Raw genomic sequence first — 17,050 nt, 5'->3', positions numbered from 1 at the left:
CAAAACGCTTATTCTACCATGCATGGCCGCAGCGGCCAGCAGCAGAATGCCACCGGCGTCGCGCCGCCGAATACCAGTTTACCTGGATAATCGGCAAAGAAGCGGCTGCTCATCGCCCCCGCGCCATCATTAATAAAGATCTCGACGCTGGATCGATCGATGAGGATCTGCAGTTTATGCGCCGCGCCGCGCCAGTAACGGTAATCGACAGTATCAGCTATCAGGCTTCGACGGGCCAGGCGTACGCCGCGGCTGTCCAGCGAAAGCTGCAGCGCACCCGCGAAATCCAGCGTCAGCGCATCGCCTGGCGCAACCTCGAAGGCGAGTTCCATCGGCTGCAGCGCCAGCGGTTCGGACTGCCAGTCCTGCGCCTCGCCGCGAAGCGCCGCCAGTTCGCGCACGGGATTTTGATACAGCGTGCCGTGGCGCCAGCTGAGTTCCCGCAGGCAGGTCATCTGATGGATCCAGCCGTGGGCCCGCGTAGGTTGCTGCATCTCTTCTCCGTCGGGGACCCCCATCCAGCCAACCAGCAGACGGCGGCCATCCTCCGCCAGGGTGGTTTGCGGCGCATAGAATTCGAAGCCGCTATCCAGCTCTTCGATCGCGCCATGGCGCCAGGTGGCGGCGGTTTGGTCGAAATGGCCCTGCATCCAGACTGCCGGATAGGTGTTCAGGAAGCGCTGTGCCTCGCGCGGCAATCCTTGCGGGCAGCTCAGTAAAATATATCGATCGCCGAGGGGGAACAGATCCGGGCATTCCCACATATAGCCGGCGTCTTTCAGGCCGTTAAGTCCGCTACCGGCTATTTCGCCATGGCTATTCCACTGCATCAAATCAGCGGAGCTGAATAGCAGAACCTTGCCGCGGTCGGCCAGATCGCGCGCGCCCAGCACCATCATCCAGCGTTCGCCATCGCGCCAGACTTTGGGATCTCGCACGTGGCCGCTATAACCTGCTGGCAGCGCCAGCACCGGGCCTTGTTTACGAAAAGTACCGTCGGGATTTTGCGTCGCCAGACACTGCCAGGCGGTACGGCTACCATCGCTAAATTTCACATTACCGGTGTAGCAGAGCGTCAGGACGCCGTTGTTATCTACCGCGCTGCCGGAGTAGCAGCCGTTGCGGTCGTATTCTTCGTCTGGCAGCAGGGCAATCGGTTCATGCCGCCAGTGCAGCAGATCCGGCGAACTCCAGTGCCCCCAGCCTTTATAGCTGTGATCGCAGGCAAGAGGATTCCACTGATAAAAAAGATGATAGCGACCGTCGAAGTGGATAAAACCGTTTGGATCGTTCAGTAGCCCGCATACCGGCGCCAGATGCCACTGCGGATAGTGGTTATCCCGCAGCGCGCGCGGCTGGTGGTTCATGACGGCCTGCAGGACCATCGGTAACAAAGAAGGCTGCGGCATTATTCAGCATCCGTTTTGTATTTGAGCGTCAGCGAAACGATAAAGGCGACCACAAACGCGATAGCCAGTCCGATGATGTAGTTAAGCAGGGAACTGGCCTGTACGATAGCCATTCCGGGGATGGCGGTCAGGCCGACGGCGGTCATATAGACGTGCATGGAGACCACCCAGGCGCCACCCGCCGCGCCGCCAATCAATGCGGCGATAAATGGCTTAACGAAGCGCAGGTTGATGCCGAATATCGCCGCTTCGGTGATGCCCAGCATTGCCGAAAAGGCGGAGGGGAGGGCAATGGCTTTCACTTTTACATCTTTGGTTTTAAACCACACCGCCAGACAGGCGCCGCCCTGGGCAATATTAGCCATCGCCCAGATAGGCAGCAGGAAATTGACGCCGATCGACGGGTTGCCGAGCAGCCCGGCTTCGATGGCATGGAAGCTGTGGTGAATACCGGTAATAACAATCACCGAATACAGCCCACCGAACAGCAGCCCCGCCAGCCAACCGGCGTGGGCAATGAGCGTGCTGAGAATAAAGGAGATGCCGTCGCCGAGCGCGCGACCGGCCGGGCCGATAATCAACAGGGCGATAAAACCGGAGATAATAACCGTCAGGAACGGCGTGAGGATCAGATCCAGCGCGTCGGGAATCAGGCGTCGCAGTTGCTTCTCAAGCAGGCTCATAAACCATACCGCCAGCAGCACCGGGAATACCGTCCCCTGATAACCGATCATCGCCACCTCGAGGCCGAAGAAATTCATGGTGTGGAAGCCCGAAGCCACTCCCCAGGCGTTGGTCAGCGCCGGGTGGGTAAGAATACCGCCGAGGGTTGCGCCAAGATAAGGGTTGCCGCCGAATTCACGCGCGGCGGTAAACCCGATCAGGATTGGCAGAATAATAAAAGCGGCCGAACTACACATATCGAGGATCAGGTAGATGGCGTTGCCCGGATCGACCCAGCCGGAGGTTTTCACCATTCCCAGCAGTCCCATTAGCAGGCCGGAGGCGACGATAGCCGGGATAATGGGCACAAAGATGTTCGACAGCAGGCGAGCGATCCGCTGGAACGGATTCAGTTTTTTCGCCGCCAGGTCTGCGGCTTCGGATTTGCTCGACTCGCTGATACCGGCCGCCTGAATAAAGGCGGCATACACTTTATTAACCACGCCGGTACCGAAGATGATTTGCATCTGCCCGGCGTTGCGAAAGCAACCTTTTACCCCCTCAATTTTTCCGATGGCCTGCTGGTCGGCGAGCGCGTCATCGACCAGTACCAGACGCAAGCGGGTGGCGCAGTGCGCGGCGCTGGCGATATTTTCTTTGCCGCCGAGCAGCGGCAGCAGCGCGCGAGAAATCTGTTGAAAATCCATAGTACCCTCTACAAAGTCTGTCATCATCATGGGCTATTGGGGGCCTGGAATGCCCCGAATCGCCGCTTTGCTAATTTTGCTAAAACGTTTTAATTATTTTGCCTGCTTACATCGTTAAAACTGGCGGTTCACATCGCTCTGATACGGTAAGGCGGTCATCGCGCCTTTGGCGGTAGTCGCCAACGCGCCACAAGTTTGCGCCAGCGCGACGATCGGCTCCAGCGCGGTGACATTGTCAGGAAAGCCGTGTGCGCTGAGGCTGGCGAGTAGCCCGGCAACAAAGGCATCGCCGGCTCCAGTGGTATCAACGCTGACCACCGGACGGGCCGGGAAGTGAATATGCTGCTGATGGAACACTGCTTGTACTCCGGCTTTTCCTTGCGTGACCAGCAGCAGTTTTGGCTGAAAGCGCTCGCGGACTCGCGCAATACCGCTGGCAATATCATCGCTACCGCTGATAAAGGCCAGTTCCTCTTCCGACAGTTTCACCACGTCAGCCAATGCCAGCGCCCGTTCGAGACAACGGCGTAACAGCTGGGGATCCTGCCACAGATCGCTGCGGATATTAGGGTCGAAGCTGACGCTGCCGCCGGCGCGTTTAATCTGTTCCATCGCCGTAAAGGCGCTGCTACGGCTGGGTTCGGCGCTGAGGGCGATAGAGCAGACGTGCAGCCACTGCCCGGCCGCGAATTGAGGGAGATCGCCTGGTTGTAAAAAAAGATCGGCGCTCGGACGAACCATAAAGGTAAAGGTTCGTTCGCCATGTTCATCCAGCGCCACCACGACGGTTGAGGTGCGCTGTGCGGGGTCTAAAGAAAGGTGGCTGATATCCACGTTCTCTTGTCGTAGCGTCTGGCGCATAAAATGGCCAAAAGGGTCATCGCCGACCCGGCCGATGAACCCGCTATTGCCGCCAAGACGCGCGACGCCGACCGCAACGTTAGCCGGTGCGCCGCCCGGACACTGTAATAAGCGGCCATCGCCCTCAGGCAGCAGATCGACGACCGCATCGCCGAGTACCCATACTTTACTGGTCATACTTATAATCCTTTTAGCTAAACTTTGTTAAACCGGTTTAGCTAATTTAAACATAACCGAAAATCCAACGGAACGCGGAAGTGATGAAAATGCGATCGGCAACGATAAAATGTGATCCAGCCGCGATATTGCGCGCTTAGCGCTTTACTACAGCGCTGCAAATGTCTTTGTCATTTCCACCTACCAATAATAAGGGGGAGAGGGCAGAGCGATAGGTCGCTTATTGCCGAGGAAAAATCCTCATATATCTATTTATTATTATTGCTTCGCCGTATTTATACGGTTTAAAAATATATTCTTGATGGCTTTAAACTTGGGCTCAACGTCGTTAATTGATTCTCGATTTTTATTATTACAACGTGTTAATAAGCTCGTTTCGTTAAAGGAATGTTAGAAAAGTAACCCGGCGGAAATACCCATTTTGGGTAATGCGCCAGGCCGTAATTGTTATCGAAATTTTATCCATATCTGCAGGAGTTCAGCCACGAGAAGATGCGGGAAAATAGCGTCAGGCGCCGCGATATGAGGTTGTTAGATTGTATTTTGTACAATCATCCGCGCTGAAAGACTAGCCGATACCATCGCTTTATTGTACGTTTTTTATACTTTTTCCATAGGTGCTATTCGAGTATTAGATCTAATATCCCTGTATTACACCATGGTTATTTTTTCCGGTGAAAACTAATGATTTGCGTTGAATTTACCGCTTGTTCAGATTTTTATTCTTCAATTTTTATAATGTTATTTTTTTGTTCTAAATGTGCCAAAAAAAACTAATAGTAATGGTTGATAACACTTTTTTTAAGGTAATTCATTTACTTGTGATCGTTAAATGATCGAATGTTGGTTATAAAGTGATCGAAATGAGGTGTTGTTACCGGTGTTATTTTTTGTTTTTGTGATCTATATCTCATTACATTCAAAATTTCCCCATACTTAATTGTGTGTGCTAATGATTCGGGAGTAGAGTTGCGCCGCCTTAAGAATATTCTTATAGAATTTCTAAAAATAGTTTCATGGCAATTCAACTCTCTCGAAGCAAATTCTTTACATCCTCCACTCCGGTTTGCACCTGTAACAAACTATTAACAGTGGGGCGAATTTGACGATTAGCTGAATTTTTAGCTATCGCGAGTGAGTGTTTTAATTGCCTCTTGGGGAAATAACTGAGGTCACGGGCGATTAAGTAACACGCCACGTGTATGTTTTCTAACATGGCTTATCGGGATAGGGATTATGGGTACCTCCGAATTACTTAAGCATATTTATGACTTCAACCTGTCGTATTTATTTTTAGCACAGCGGCTGATCAACGATGAGAAAGTGTCCGCGATGTTTCGTTTGGGAATTGACGAAACCATGGTTGATACCCTGGCGCAACTGACGTTACCGCAGATGGTGAAACTGGCTGAAACTAATCAGCTGGTGTGCAATCTGCGCTTCAGCGACCATCAGACTATCGAGCAATTGACCAAAGAGTCGCGCGTTGATGATCTCCAGCAGATCCATACCGGTATCCTGCTTTCCAGTCACCTGCTGCAAGAGCTCCGCGCCAAAGAAGGCGCTGCAGCGAAGAAAAGTGTTTGATAATGGCTGAGAAAAGTATTGTTCAGGAAGCGAAGGATATTCAGCTCGCCATGGAGTTGATATCTCTCGGCGCGCGTCTGCAGATGCTGGAGAGTGAAACTCAGCTCAGCCGTGGGCGCTTAATCAAACTTTACAAGGAGCTGCGCGGAAGCCCGCCGCCGAAAGGGATGCTGCCGTTCTCGACCGATTGGTTCATGACCTGGGAGCAGAATATTCATTCGTCGATGTTCTACAACGCCTATTTGTTCCTGCTGAAGAGCGGTAAATGCAGCGGAGTGGAAGCGGTGATCAAAGCCTATCGCCTGTATCTCGAACAGTGTCCGCAAGAAGCGGGCGAAGCGCCGCTACTGGCGTTGACCCGCGCCTGGACGCTGGTGCGCTTTGTTGATAGCGGTATGCTGCAGCTCTCCGCCTGCAATAGCTGCGGCGGCTCATTTATCACCCACGCGCATCATCCGCAGCACGATTTCGTCTGCACATTATGCCAACCGCCTTCACGCGCCGTAAAAAGACGTAAACTTTCTCCGCAACTGGCCGATATAACCTCTCAACTGCTGGACGAGCAGGCTAAACGCGTCATGTAAGTCGCCGTTCCGACGACTTACGGCAATCCATTTCGACGTGTAATACGCAGGGGCGGCATGCCGCCCCCCATTCCCCGCCTGGTTTACGCCAGGGCGCGTTTGCCTCGCCCGCCATCCACATTGTTAATTTGAGGTATGCGTGTGCTAGTTATATTGGGTTATCTCGTGGTCCTGGGAGCGGTATTTGGCGGTTATTTGCTGGTGGGCGGCCACCTTGGCGCGCTGTACCAGCCGGCGGAATTCCTGATTATCGGCGGCGCCGGCATCGGCGCGTTTATCGTCGGCAACAACGGCAAAGCCATCAAATCTACGCTGCGGGCGTTGCCCAAAATGGTACGTCGCTCCAAATACAGCAAGGCGCTGTATATGGATCTCATGGCGCTGCTGTTCCTGCTGCTCGCTAAATCCCGTCAACAGGGGATGTTGTCGCTTGAGTTCGATATCGACAATCCTCAGGAAAGTGAAATTTTCGCTAATTATCCGCGCATCCTTGCCGATAACCATCTGGTGGAGTTCATAACCGATTATTTACGCCTGATGGTGAGCGGCAACATGAATGCTTTTGAAATTGAAGCGCTGATGGACGAAGAGATCGAAACCTTCGAACAGGAGAGCGAAGTGCCCGCCGGCAGCCTGGCGATGGTCGGCGACTCTCTGCCGGCATTTGGTATTGTCGCGGCGGTAATGGGGGTGGTGCATGCGCTGGCCTCGGCGGACCGCCCGGCGGCGGAGCTCGGGGCGCTTATCGCCAACGCGATGGTGGGGACTTTCCTCGGCATTCTGCTGGCCTATGGATTTATCTCGCCACTATCCACGCTGCTGCGGCAAAAAAGCGCCGAGACCGTCAAGATGATGCAGTGCATCAAGGTCACGCTGCTCTCCAGCCTCAACGGCTACGCGCCGCAAATCGCCGTCGAATTTGGCCGCAAAACGTTATACACCACCGAGCGCCCGTCGTTTGTTGAGCTCGAAGAACACGTACGCCAGGTGAAAGCGCCTGCCGCGCAGGCGACGGAAAGCGAAGAAGCATGAAGCATAATCACCCGGTGGTTCTGGTCAGAAAGCGCAAATCACACCAGCCAGCCCATCACGGCGGTTCGTGGAAGATAGCCTATGCCGATTTTATGACGGCGATGATGGCCTTCTTCCTTGTGATGTGGCTGCTGGCGATCGCCAGCCCGCAGGAACTGACGCAAATAGCCGAATATTTCCGTACGCCGCTGAAAGTGGCGCTGACCAGCGGCGATAAAAGCAGCTCGGAAAGCAGCCCGATCCCCGGCGGCGGCGAAGACCCGACCCGTGAAGTCGGGTTGGTCAGCAAGCAGATCAATACCGCGGATAAACGCGCCGAAGAGCTACGGCTTAACAAACTGCGTGACAAACTCGATCAGTTGATTGAGTCAGACCCGCGCCTGAAGGCACTTCGTCCGCATCTGCTGATCAACATGATGGACGAAGGCCTGCGCATTCAGATTATCGATAGCCAGAATCGCCCGATGTTTAAAACCGGTAGCGCTCAGGTGGAAAGCTATATGCGCGATATCCTGCGAGCGATTGCGCCAATCCTCAATGATTTGCCGAACAAGATAAGCCTCTCCGGGCATACCGATGACATCCCCTACGCCAGCGGCGAACGCGGTTACAGCAACTGGGAGCTGTCGGCGGATCGCGCCAACGCCTCGCGCCGCGAGCTGATTGCCGGCGGCCTGGCGGAAGGGAAGGTGCTTCGGGTGGTCGGTATGGCGGCGACCATGAGCCTGAAGCAGCACGGCGCTGATGATGCCATCAACCGCCGCATTACCGTACTGGTGCTTAACAAAGAGACCCAGCAGAGCATCGAACATGAAAATGGCGAAAGCAATGCGCTGGAGATTAGCCAGCCGGATGCGCTGCCAAAGCTGGTCGCGCCCGCGCCGGTTAACCGCGATTCACACCCTGAGGTGACCCCATGAGCATGGATATTAGCGCTTTTTATCAGACTTTTTTTGATGAAGCAGATGAGCTGCTGGCAGACATGGAGCAACACCTGCTGGAGCTGGATCCGCAGGCCCCCGATATCGAACCGCTAAACGCTATTTTTCGCGCGGCGCACTCGATCAAAGGCGGCGCGGCGACGTTTGGCTTTTCCGTATTGCAGGAAACCACCCATCTGCTGGAGAACCTGCTCGACGGCGCCCGGCGCGAGGAGATGCGCTTGAGCACCGAAATTATCAATCTGTTTCTGGAAACCAAAGATATTATGCAGGAGCAACTGGACGCCTATAAAACCTCGCAGCAGCCTGACGCTGAGAGCTTTGACTATATCTGCCAGGCGCTGCGGCAGCTGGCGCTGGAAGCGCAGCAGCAGGACGCGCCTGCCGCGCCGCCCGTCGTGGCCCAGCCTGCGCCGACGGCCATCGCCGGCGGTATGCGCGTGAGCTTAACCGGGCTTAAAGCCAATGAAATTCCGCTGATGCTGGAAGAGCTTGGCAACCTCGGCGAGGTTCAGGATCCCCTGCAAACTGACAATAGCCTTGAGGTGACCCTGCTGACCACCGCCAGCGAAGAGGATATCTGCGCGGTGCTCTGTTTCGTTCTTGAGCCGGAACAGATCAGCTTTACCACGCCGCCAACCACTGCCGCTAAACCATCGCCGTCGGCTGAAGCTGTGCCGTCGCCGGTCGTCCAACCGCAGCCTGCTGCCGTCGAGCCGCCTAAAGCGCCGAGAGCGAAGGCCAGCGAATCGACCAGCATTCGCGTGGCGGTGGAGAAAGTTGACCAGTTGATTAACCTCGTCGGCGAACTGGTGATCACCCAGTCCATGCTGGCGCAGCGCTCAGGTAACCTGGATCCGGTAACCCATGGCGATCTGCTCAATAGCATGAGCCAGCTGGAACGTAACGCTCGCGACCTGCAGGAATCGGTGATGTCGATTCGCATGATGCCGATGGAATATGTATTCAGCCGCTACCCGCGGCTGGTGCGCGACCTGGCCGGCAAGCTCAATAAGCAGGTGGAACTGACGCTACAGGGCAGCTCTACCGAACTTGATAAGAGCCTGATCGAGCGCATTATCGACCCGTTAACCCACCTGGTGCGTAATAGCCTCGACCACGGTATTGAAGATCCGCAAACCCGTCTGGCGGCAGGTAAGTCTGAGGTGGGCAATCTGATTCTTTCCGCTGAACATCAGGGCGGCAATATCTGCATCGAAGTGATCGATGACGGCGCCGGACTCAATCGCGAAAAAATTCTCGCCAAAGCGGCGGCGCAGGGGCTGGCGGTCAGCGACAGCATGAGTGATGAAGAGGTCGGAATGCTCATTTTCGCGCCGGGCTTTTCGACCGCGGAACAGGTGACCGACGTCTCTGGCCGCGGCGTCGGCATGGACGTCGTGAAACGGAACATCCAGGAGATGGGCGGTCACGTTGAAATCCATTCCCGCGCGGGCAAAGGAACCTCGATTCGTATTTTGCTGCCGCTAACGCTCGCCATCCTCGACGGCATGTCGGTCAAGGTCAATGAAGAGGTCTTTATTCTGCCGCTCAACGCGGTGATGGAATCGCTGCAGCCGCAGGCCGAAGACCTGCATCCGATGGCCGGCGGCGAGCGGATGCTGCAGGTTCGCGGTGAGTATCTACCGCTGGTGGAGCTCTACCGGGTGTTTGACGTCGCCGGGGCTAAAACCGAGGCTACTCAGGGCATCGTGGTGATTCTGCAAAGCGCCGGCCGCCGCTACGCGCTGCTGGTGGATCAACTGATTGGCCAGCATCAGGTAGTGGTGAAAAACCTGGAAAGCAATTATCGCAAAGTGCCGGGAATTTCCGCGGCGACGATCCTCGGCGACGGCAGCGTGGCGCTGATCGTCGACGTGTCGGCGCTGCAAATGCTCAACCGGGAAAAGCTGCTGAGCGCAGCGGCCGCATAACGACTCATCTCATAAAATTAACAGGTGCAGACCATGGCAGGATTAGCAACCGTCAGCAAATTGGCTGGCGAAACGGTAGGTCAGGAGTTTTTAATTTTTACCCTCGGTAATGAAGAATACGGCATCGATATTCTGAAAGTGCAGGAAATCCGCGGCTATGACCAGGTGACGCGTATCGCCAACACCCCGGATTTCATCAAAGGTGTCACCAATCTGCGCGGGGTGATCGTGCCGATTATCGACCTGCGGGTAAAATTCGCCCAGCAGGGCGTCTCTTATGATGAAAACACGGTGGTTATCGTGCTTAACTTCGGCCTGCGGGTGGTGGGGATTGTGGTCGACGGCGTCTCCGACGTGCTGTCTCTCACCGCTGAACAGATCCGCCCGGCGCCGGAATTCGCGGTGACGCTGGCGACCGAGTATCTCACCGGTCTTGGCGCGCTCGGCGAACGCATGTTGATTCTCGTCGATATCGAAAAGCTGCTCAGCAGCGAAGAGATGGCGCTGGTCGATAACGTCGCCAAAAGCCACTAATCTACCGGGCGCGCTCTGCCGCGCCCGGTAAAAATAGTCCCCGCCTGGCATAAAGTTCCCCTCCCGCGCGCCGATAACCCTTTCAGTCACATACGTAAAGCCTGGCCGTTCAGGCTTCCAGGAAGGGGAAACATGTTTAATCGTATTAAGGTCGTCACCAGTCTCTTATTAGTGCTGGTGCTATTTGGCGCATTGCAGCTGATTTCGGGCGGTCTGTTTTTTTCGTCGCTGAAAAGCGATAAAGAGAACTTCACCGTTCTGCAAACCATCCGTCAGCAGCAGTTGCTGCTAAGTGAAAGCCGGGTCGATCTGCTGCAGGCGCGTAACTCCCTGAACCGCGCAGGGATCCGCTACATGATGGATACCAACAAAATCGGCAGCGGCGCGACTATCGACGAGCTGCTGGCGAAAGCGAAAGAAGAGCTGGCGCGCGCCGAACGTAACTACGCCGCCTATGAAAAAATCCCGCAGGACCCGCGTCAGGATCCGCAGGCGACGGAAAAGCTTAAGCAGCAGTATGGCATCCTGTACGGCGCGCTGTCGGAGCTGATCCAGCTGCTGGGCGAGGGTAAAATCAACGCCTTCTTCGACCAGCCGACGCAAAAATACCAGGACGATTTCGAGCAGACTTATAACGCCTATCTGCAGCAAAACGGCAAGCTGTACCAAATCGCCGTTGACGGTAGCAACAGCTCTTATAGCTCGGCGATCTGGACCTTAATTGTGGTCATCATCGTGGTGCTGGCGGCGATCGTCGGCGTGTGGATGGGCATCCACCATATCCTGGTGCGCCCGCTGAACCGCATGATTGAACACATCAAACGTATTGCCTCCGGCGACCTGACCCAGCCTATCCCGGTGACCAGCCGTAATGAAATCGGCGTGCTGGCCGCCAGCCTCAAGCACATGCAGAACGAGCTTATCGAAACGGTAAGCGGCGTGCGTCAGGGGGCGGATGCCATCTATAGCGGCGCATCGGAAATCGCCGCCGGGAATAACGATCTCTCTTCGCGCACCGAACAGCAGGCGGCATCGCTGGAAGAGACTGCCGCTAGTATGGAACAGCTGACGGCGACGGTGAAACAGAACGCCGAAAACGCGCGTCAGGCTAGCCAGCTGGCGCTGAGCGCCTCCGAAACAGCGCAGAAGGGCGGCAAAGTGGTGGCTAACGTGGTGGAAACCATGCACGACATCGCCAGCAGCTCGCAGAAAATTGCCGATATCACCGGCGTTATCGACGGTATCGCCTTCCAGACCAACATCCTGGCGCTTAACGCCGCGGTAGAAGCGGCGCGCGCTGGTGAACAGGGACGCGGTTTCGCGGTCGTGGCGGGCGAAGTCCGCAACCTGGCGCAGCGCAGCGCCCAGGCGGCCAAAGAGATCAAAGCGCTGATCGAGGACTCGGTCAACCGTGTGGATATGGGCTCGGTACTGGTGGAAAGCGCCGGCGACACCATGGGCGACATCGTCAATGCGGTCACCCGCGTGACCGACATCATGGGCGAAATCGCCTCTGCTTCCGATGAGCAGAGCCGCGGTATCGACCAGGTCGGCCAGGCGGTAGCGGAAATGGATCGCGTCACCCAGCAGAACGCCTCGCTGGTGGAAGAGTCGGCCTCCGCCGCCGCCGCGCTGGAAGAGCAAGCCAGCTTGCTGACGCAGTCGGTTGCCGTCTTCCGTCTGAAGTCGGAAGGGCAGGAAGAGTATAAAGCGCCGGTCAGCAATAAAACCGCGCCTGCCGCCATCGCTACGCATAAAAAAACCAGCGCCAGCGACTACCAGGATAACTGGGAGACGTTCTAACGGGTACCGGCCGCCGCATCCCTACGCGCGGCGGCCTCTCTTGCGTTGTAAGCCGGCCAAGACCGGCTACCAAGGAGATTGCTATGTTTAACCGAATCCGTATCTCTACCAGTCTTTTCCTGCTGCTGATCTCCTTTTGCATCATGCAACTGATCAGCACCGGGCTCTCTTACGTCGCGCTGCGCGCCGACAACCACAATCTTGAACGTATTACCGTCAGTAGCCAGCAGCGCGATGCGCTTAGCCTCAGCTGGGTATCGCTGCTACAGGCGCGAAATACCCTTAACCGTGCCGGTACCCGCGCGGCGCTGAAGGTGCCGCAGGAGCAGGTGGATGCGCTGATGGGCGGCGCCCGCAGCTCGCTGCAAAAAGCCGATCTCTACTTTAACCAGTTCCTCGACACGCCTCGCGTGGATGAGCAGGAGCAGCAGTTAGCCGATGCCACGCGCGACAGCTACGAAAAGCTGCGCGGCGCGCTGCGCGAACTGATCGTGTTCCTCGAAAATCGCAACCTGCAGGCCTTTATGGACCAGCCGACGCAGAAAATACAGGACCGCTTCGAGGCCGACTTTGTGCAATATCTGCAGCTGGCGAAGGCGACGACCGATGAAGCCAGCGCCTCCAGCCAGCGGGCCTACGGCTGGTCAATCTGGTTGGTTGCCGGGGCGGTGCTGATGCTCTTGGTGGTCACCCTCAGCGCGATGTGGTGGCTGCGAACCATGCTGGTGCAGCCGCTGAATATTATTCGTGGCCACTTTGAACGTATCGCCAGCGGCGATCTTTCCGCGCCGATTGAGGTCTATGGCCGCAACGAAATCAGCCAGCTATTTGCCAGCCTGCAGCGCATGCAACACTCGCTGATTGGTACCGTCGGCGCGGTGCGCGACGGTGCGGAGTCAATTCTTATCGGCCTGCAGGAGATTTCAGAAGGCAACAACGATCTCTCCTCGCGTACCGAACAACAGGCGGCTTCGCTGGAAGAAACCGCCGCCAGTATGGAGCAGCTAACCGCGACGGTAAAACAGAATGCCGATAATGCCCGCCAGGCATCGCAGCTGGCGCGTGATGCTTCTTCAACCGCCGCCAAAGGCGGCGAGCTGGCGGATGATGTGGTCACCACGATGCACGACATCGCCAACAGTTCGCAAAAAATCGGCGCCATTACCAGCGTCATCGACGGCATCGCCTTCCAGACCAATATTCTGGCGCTTAACGCGGCGGTAGAAGCGGCGCGCGCCGGTGAACAGGGGCGCGGCTTTGCGGTGGTGGCTGGTGAAGTGCGTAACCTGGCCAGCCGCAGCGCCCAGGCGGCAAAAGAAATTAAGCTGCTGATCGACGAATCCGTCAGCCGCGTCAAACATGGCTCAGTGCTGGTGGAAAATTCCGGCGCCACCATGCAGGACATCGTGCGCTCGGTAACCCGGGTCACCGACATCATGGGTGAAATCGCCTCCGCCTCTGACGAGCAGAGCCGCGGCATTGAGCAGGTGACGCAGGCGGTTACCCAGATGGATCAGGTCACGCAACAGAACGCCGCCCTGGTGGTGGAATCGGCTTCCGCCGCCGCTGCGCTGGAAGAGCAGGCGATTACCCTCGCCGATGCAGTGGCGGTATTCCGTCTGGCGGACGACAACTTCGTCGCGCCGGAAACCTCATCCACGGTAAAGGAGACCCTGGATTGTCAAACCGCATAAACCGCTCGTATTTTGCCGGTGCGTCGGCATGAAGCAGACAACATCAACCGCGCCGCGCGAAAGCGGCTCGGCGCTGGCGCAGATGGCCCAGCGTCTGCCGCTCTCCGACGCGCATTTTCGCCGCATCAGCCAGCTTATCTATCAGCGCGCCGGGATCGTGCTGGCGGCGCATAAGCGCGAGATGGTGTACAACCGGCTGGTGCGCCGTTTGCGTCTGCTGGGCATTCATGATTTCGGCGACTACCTGGCGTTGCTGGAAAGCGACCCGCACAGCGCCGAGTGGCAGGCGTTTATCAATGCGTTGACCACCAACCTGACCGCCTTTTTTCGCGAGGCGCACCACTTTCCGATTCTGGCGGAGCATGCGCGCTCGCGTCCCGGGAACTATAGCGTGTGGAGCACCGCCGCCTCGACCGGCGAAGAACCTTATTCCATCGCCATTACGCTCGGCGATGCGCTCGGGGAACGTGCGGGCAGTTGCCAGGTCTGGGCCAGCGATATTGACACCCAGGTACTGGAAAAAGCCGAAGCGGGGATTTATCGCCATGACGATCTGCGTACCCTGACGGCCGGGCAGATGCAGCGCTATTTTCTGCGCGGCACCGGGCCGCATCAGGGGCTGGTGCGCGTGCGTCAGGAACTGGCGGCTCGGGTCAACTTCCAGCCGCTGAATCTGCTGGCGCCGGAGTGGGCGCTACCGGGACCGTTCGATGCGATTTTTTGCCGCAACGTGATGATCTATTTTGATAAGCCGACGCAGGAGCGCATCCTGCGCCGCTTTGTCCCCTTGCTTAAACCGGGGGGGCTGCTGTTTGCCGGTCACTCCGAGAATTTCAGCCAGATCAGCCGGGATTTCTACCTGCGTGGACAGACCGTGTATGGGCTGACCAAGGAGAAGTGATGAGTAAAATCAGAGTGTTATGTGTTGATGATTCGGCCCTTATGCGCCAGCTGATGACCGAGATCGTCAACGGCCACGCCGATATGGAGATGGTGGCGGTGGCCCCGGACCCGCTGGTCGCACGGGATTTGATCAAAAAATTTAACCCGCAGGTGCTGACGCTGGACGTCGAAATGCCGCGCATGGACGGCCTCGATTTCCTCGAAAAACTGATGCGCCTGCGGCCGATGCCGGTGGTGATGGTTTCGTCGCTGACCGGTAAAGGTTCGGAAATTACCCTGCGCGCGCTGGAGCTGGGGGCGGTGGATTTCGTCACCAAACCGCAGCTCGGGATCCGCGAAGGCATGCTGGCCTACAGCGAACTGATCGGTGAAAAGATCCGCACCGCCGCGCGGGCGCGGCTGCCGCAGCGCGCCAATGGCCAGCCGCCGGCTATTTTAAGCCACGGACCGCTACTGAGCAGCGAGAAGCTGATCGCCATTGGCGCTTCCACCGGCGGCACCGAAGCCATTCGTCAAGTGCTACAACCGTTGCCGGCCACCAGCCCGGCGCTGCTGATCACCCAGCATATGCCGCCGGGATTTACCCGCTCGTTCGCCGAACGGCTGAACAAGCTGTGCCAGATCACGGTGAAAGAGGCGGAAGAGGGCGAACGCGTGCTGCCGGGACACGCCTATATCGCGCCTGGGGATCGCCATCTGGAGCTGGCGCGTAGCGGCGCTAACTATCAGGTCAAGCTGCACGACGGCCCGGCGGTGAATCGCCATCGCCCCTCGGTGGATGTGCTGTTTCGCTCGGTGGCCCGCCACGCCGGGCGCAATGCGGTGGGGGTGATCCTCACCGGCATGGGCAACGACGGCGCGCAGGGAATGCTGGAGATGCATCGCGCCGGGGCCTATACCCTGGCGCAGAGCGAAGCGAGCTGCGTGGTGTTCGGCATGCCGCGCGAGGCCATCGCCAGCGGCGGGGTCAGCGAAGTGGTTGAGCTGGAGCGCATGAGCCAACGCATGCTGGCGCAGATAGCCGGCGGCCAGGCGCTGCGAATTTAATTTCACGCCGCCGGGATGTCCCGGCGGCGTGGTGTGACGTGAGTTAAAAATGACACTGTTCAGGGGTAGTAATGGCAGATAAGAATCTCCGTTTTCTGGTCGTCGACGACTTTTCCACCATGCGTCGTATCATCAGAAATTTGCTTAAAGAGCTCGGTTTCAACAACGTCGAAGAGGCGGAAGATGGCGCAGACGCGCTAAATAAGCTGCGGGCCAGCAGCTTTGATTTCGTGGTCTCCGACTGGAATATGCCCAACGTCGACGGTCTGGAACTGTTGCAAACCATTCGTGCAGATAGCGCGCTGGCGGCGATGCCGGTACTGATGGTGACGGCGGAAGCGAAAAAAGAAAATATTATTGCCGCCGCGCAGGCAGGCGCCAGCGGTTATGTGGTGAAACCTTTTACGGCGGCGACGCTGGAAGAAAAGCTCAACAAGATTTTCGAAAAATTGGGCATGTAAGGAGAGGGCGATGAGAGAGATTCCAATGCCTGCCAGCGATGCAGCGACCGCGGGAGAGATAATCTCCCGTATCGGCCAGCTCACCCGCATGCTGCGCGACAGCATGCGCGAGCTGGGGCTCGATCAGGCGATTGCCCAGGCGGCCGAGGCGATCCCGGATGCCCGCGACCGTCTTGATTACGTTGTCACCATGACGGCGCAGGCGGCGGAACGGGCGTTGAGCTGCGTGGAGGCGGCGCAGCCGCGCCAGGCCGAACTGGAGTCCGGCGCCAGCGCGCTAAAATCGCGCTGGGATGAGTGGTTCGCTAATCCGATCGAACTGGACGACGCGCGCGCGCTGGTGACCGACACCCGTGAGTATCTGGATCGGGTGCCGGGCCATACTTCCTTTACCAACGCCCAACTGATGGAAATCATGATGGCGCAGGATTTCCAGGACCTGACCGGTCAGGTTATCAAGCGCATGATGGACGTGGTGCAGGAAATTGAAAAGCAGCTGCTGATGGTGCTGATGGAAAACATGCCGGAACCGCCGGTGAAAGAGAAACGGGCCAACGATAGCCTGCTCAACGGCCCGCAGCTTGACCAGAACGGCGTCGGTGTCATCGCCAACCAGGCGCAGGTTGACGATCTGCTCGATAGTCTCGGTTTCTGACCAGGCGGGGCGCAGGATGCTGCGCCCCAGCCTCCTTTCCCTCATCCGTGAAATAACC

At 57.2% G+C, this 17,050-nt stretch carries 15 protein-coding genes; 12 read left to right on the top strand and 3 right to left on the bottom strand.

The genetic code is table 11. From position 1 onward, the window contains the following. Positions 1-8 precede the first annotated feature (8 nt). From ABLV17_RS01615 to ABLV17_RS01605, 3 genes are all read right to left on the bottom strand, one after another. Complete coding sequence (locus ABLV17_RS01615) at positions 9-1,409, bottom strand: sucrose-6-phosphate hydrolase (RefSeq protein WP_308958557.1); 1,401 nt, start codon at positions 1,407-1,409, stop codon at positions 9-11. Continuing rightward, on the bottom strand, positions 1,409-2,779 hold the full coding sequence (locus ABLV17_RS01610) for a sucrose-specific PTS transporter subunit IIBC (protein ID WP_308958556.1): 1,371 nt from the start codon (positions 2,777-2,779) through the stop codon (positions 1,409-1,411). The genes ABLV17_RS01615 and ABLV17_RS01610 overlap by 1 nt, the downstream gene beginning before the upstream one ends. Before the next feature lie 114 nt (positions 2,780-2,893). Continuing rightward, the gene (locus tag ABLV17_RS01605; protein WP_213317016.1) at positions 2,894-3,817 is read right to left on the bottom strand and encodes an aminoimidazole riboside kinase; all 924 of its coding nucleotides are present in this window, start codon (positions 3,815-3,817) and stop codon (positions 2,894-2,896) included. A gap of 1,236 nt (positions 3,818-5,053) precedes the next feature. Between ABLV17_RS01605 and flhD the strand changes: the two genes are divergently transcribed. From flhD to cheZ, 12 genes are all read left to right on the top strand, one after another. Further along, positions 5,054-5,404 (top strand): flagellar transcriptional regulator FlhD, encoded by a 351-nt coding sequence (gene flhD / locus ABLV17_RS01600; RefSeq protein WP_015367348.1) that lies wholly within the window; start codon positions 5,054-5,056, stop codon positions 5,402-5,404. A 2-nt stretch (positions 5,405-5,406) separates the two neighbouring features. Then, a complete protein-coding gene (flhC, locus tag ABLV17_RS01595; protein WP_045397765.1) occupies positions 5,407-5,988 on the top strand; it encodes a flagellar transcriptional regulator FlhC in 582 nt (193 codons plus the stop codon). A gap of 141 nt (positions 5,989-6,129) precedes the next feature. After that, positions 6,130-7,020: a flagellar motor stator protein MotA gene (gene motA / locus ABLV17_RS01590; RefSeq protein ID WP_015704927.1), complete on the top strand. Its 891-nt coding sequence runs from the start codon at positions 6,130-6,132 to the stop codon at positions 7,018-7,020. After that, positions 7,017-7,940 carry a flagellar motor protein MotB gene (gene motB, locus ABLV17_RS01585; RefSeq protein WP_042892855.1) on the top strand — a complete coding sequence of 308 codons (924 nt, stop codon included), beginning with the start codon at positions 7,017-7,019 and terminating at the stop codon, positions 7,938-7,940. The genes motA and motB overlap by 4 nt, the downstream gene beginning before the upstream one ends. Then, positions 7,937-9,895 (top strand): chemotaxis protein CheA, encoded by a 1,959-nt coding sequence (cheA, locus tag ABLV17_RS01580; protein WP_087858110.1) that lies wholly within the window; start codon positions 7,937-7,939, stop codon positions 9,893-9,895. The genes motB and cheA overlap by 4 nt, the downstream gene beginning before the upstream one ends. Positions 9,896-9,928: 33 nt before the next feature. Continuing rightward, the gene (cheW, locus tag ABLV17_RS01575) at positions 9,929-10,429 is read left to right on the top strand and encodes a chemotaxis protein CheW (RefSeq protein WP_087858109.1); all 501 of its coding nucleotides are present in this window, start codon (positions 9,929-9,931) and stop codon (positions 10,427-10,429) included. A gap of 132 nt (positions 10,430-10,561) precedes the next feature. Further along, the gene (locus ABLV17_RS01570) at positions 10,562-12,232 is read left to right on the top strand and encodes a methyl-accepting chemotaxis protein (protein ID WP_047065481.1); all 1,671 of its coding nucleotides are present in this window, start codon (positions 10,562-10,564) and stop codon (positions 12,230-12,232) included. 83 nt (positions 12,233-12,315) lie between these two features. Then, positions 12,316-13,926, top strand: coding sequence for a methyl-accepting chemotaxis protein (locus tag ABLV17_RS01565; protein WP_308958555.1), 1,611 nt, complete (start codon positions 12,316-12,318; stop codon positions 13,924-13,926). 28 nt (positions 13,927-13,954) lie between these two features. Next, positions 13,955-14,827, top strand: coding sequence for a protein-glutamate O-methyltransferase CheR (cheR, locus tag ABLV17_RS01560; protein WP_348854059.1), 873 nt, complete (start codon positions 13,955-13,957; stop codon positions 14,825-14,827). Then, the gene (locus ABLV17_RS01555; protein ID WP_045397782.1) at positions 14,827-15,876 is read left to right on the top strand and encodes a chemotaxis response regulator protein-glutamate methylesterase; all 1,050 of its coding nucleotides are present in this window, start codon (positions 14,827-14,829) and stop codon (positions 15,874-15,876) included. The genes cheR and ABLV17_RS01555 overlap by 1 nt, the downstream gene beginning before the upstream one ends. Positions 15,877-15,947: 71 nt before the next feature. Next, a complete protein-coding gene (cheY, locus tag ABLV17_RS01550; RefSeq protein WP_213793862.1) occupies positions 15,948-16,337 on the top strand; it encodes a chemotaxis response regulator CheY in 390 nt (129 codons plus the stop codon). Between the two features lie 10 nt (positions 16,338-16,347). After that, positions 16,348-16,992 (top strand): protein phosphatase CheZ, encoded by a 645-nt coding sequence (gene cheZ, locus ABLV17_RS01545; protein WP_087858106.1) that lies wholly within the window; start codon positions 16,348-16,350, stop codon positions 16,990-16,992. Positions 16,993-17,050 lie beyond the last annotated feature (58 nt).

Source organism: Klebsiella sp. CN_Kp091, assembly GCF_040065095.1.
Taxonomy (GTDB): Bacteria; Pseudomonadota; Gammaproteobacteria; order Enterobacterales; family Enterobacteriaceae; genus Klebsiella; species Klebsiella aerogenes.
Note: the sequence above shows the minus strand (reverse complement) of the source record. Positions and strands in the feature narration are given on the sequence as shown.

Bases quoted from the DNA above. Each gene is read 5' to 3' on its own strand.
- ABLV17_RS01615 (WP_308958557.1), bottom strand. From the start codon at position 1,409: ATGCCGCAGCCTTCTTTGTTACCGATGGTCCTGCAGGCCGTCATGAAC.
- ABLV17_RS01610 (WP_308958556.1), bottom strand. From the start codon at position 2,779: ATGGATTTTCAACAGATTTCTCGCGCGCTGCTGCCGCTGCTCGGCGGC.
- ABLV17_RS01605 (WP_213317016.1), bottom strand. From the start codon at position 3,817: ATGACCAGTAAAGTATGGGTACTCGGCGATGCGGTCGTCGATCTGCTG.
- flhD (WP_015367348.1), top strand. From the start codon at position 5,054: ATGGGTACCTCCGAATTACTTAAGCATATTTATGACTTCAACCTGTCG.
- flhC (WP_045397765.1), top strand. From the start codon at position 5,407: ATGGCTGAGAAAAGTATTGTTCAGGAAGCGAAGGATATTCAGCTCGCC.
- motB (WP_042892855.1), top strand. From the start codon at position 7,017: ATGAAGCATAATCACCCGGTGGTTCTGGTCAGAAAGCGCAAATCACAC.
- cheA (WP_087858110.1), top strand. From the start codon at position 7,937: ATGAGCATGGATATTAGCGCTTTTTATCAGACTTTTTTTGATGAAGCA.
- cheW (WP_087858109.1), top strand. From the start codon at position 9,929: ATGGCAGGATTAGCAACCGTCAGCAAATTGGCTGGCGAAACGGTAGGT.
- ABLV17_RS01570 (WP_047065481.1), top strand. From the start codon at position 10,562: ATGTTTAATCGTATTAAGGTCGTCACCAGTCTCTTATTAGTGCTGGTG.
- ABLV17_RS01565 (WP_308958555.1), top strand. From the start codon at position 12,316: ATGTTTAACCGAATCCGTATCTCTACCAGTCTTTTCCTGCTGCTGATC.
- cheR (WP_348854059.1), top strand. From the start codon at position 13,955: ATGAAGCAGACAACATCAACCGCGCCGCGCGAAAGCGGCTCGGCGCTG.
- ABLV17_RS01555 (WP_045397782.1), top strand. From the start codon at position 14,827: ATGAGTAAAATCAGAGTGTTATGTGTTGATGATTCGGCCCTTATGCGC.
- cheY (WP_213793862.1), top strand. From the start codon at position 15,948: ATGGCAGATAAGAATCTCCGTTTTCTGGTCGTCGACGACTTTTCCACC.
- cheZ (WP_087858106.1), top strand. From the start codon at position 16,348: ATGAGAGAGATTCCAATGCCTGCCAGCGATGCAGCGACCGCGGGAGAG.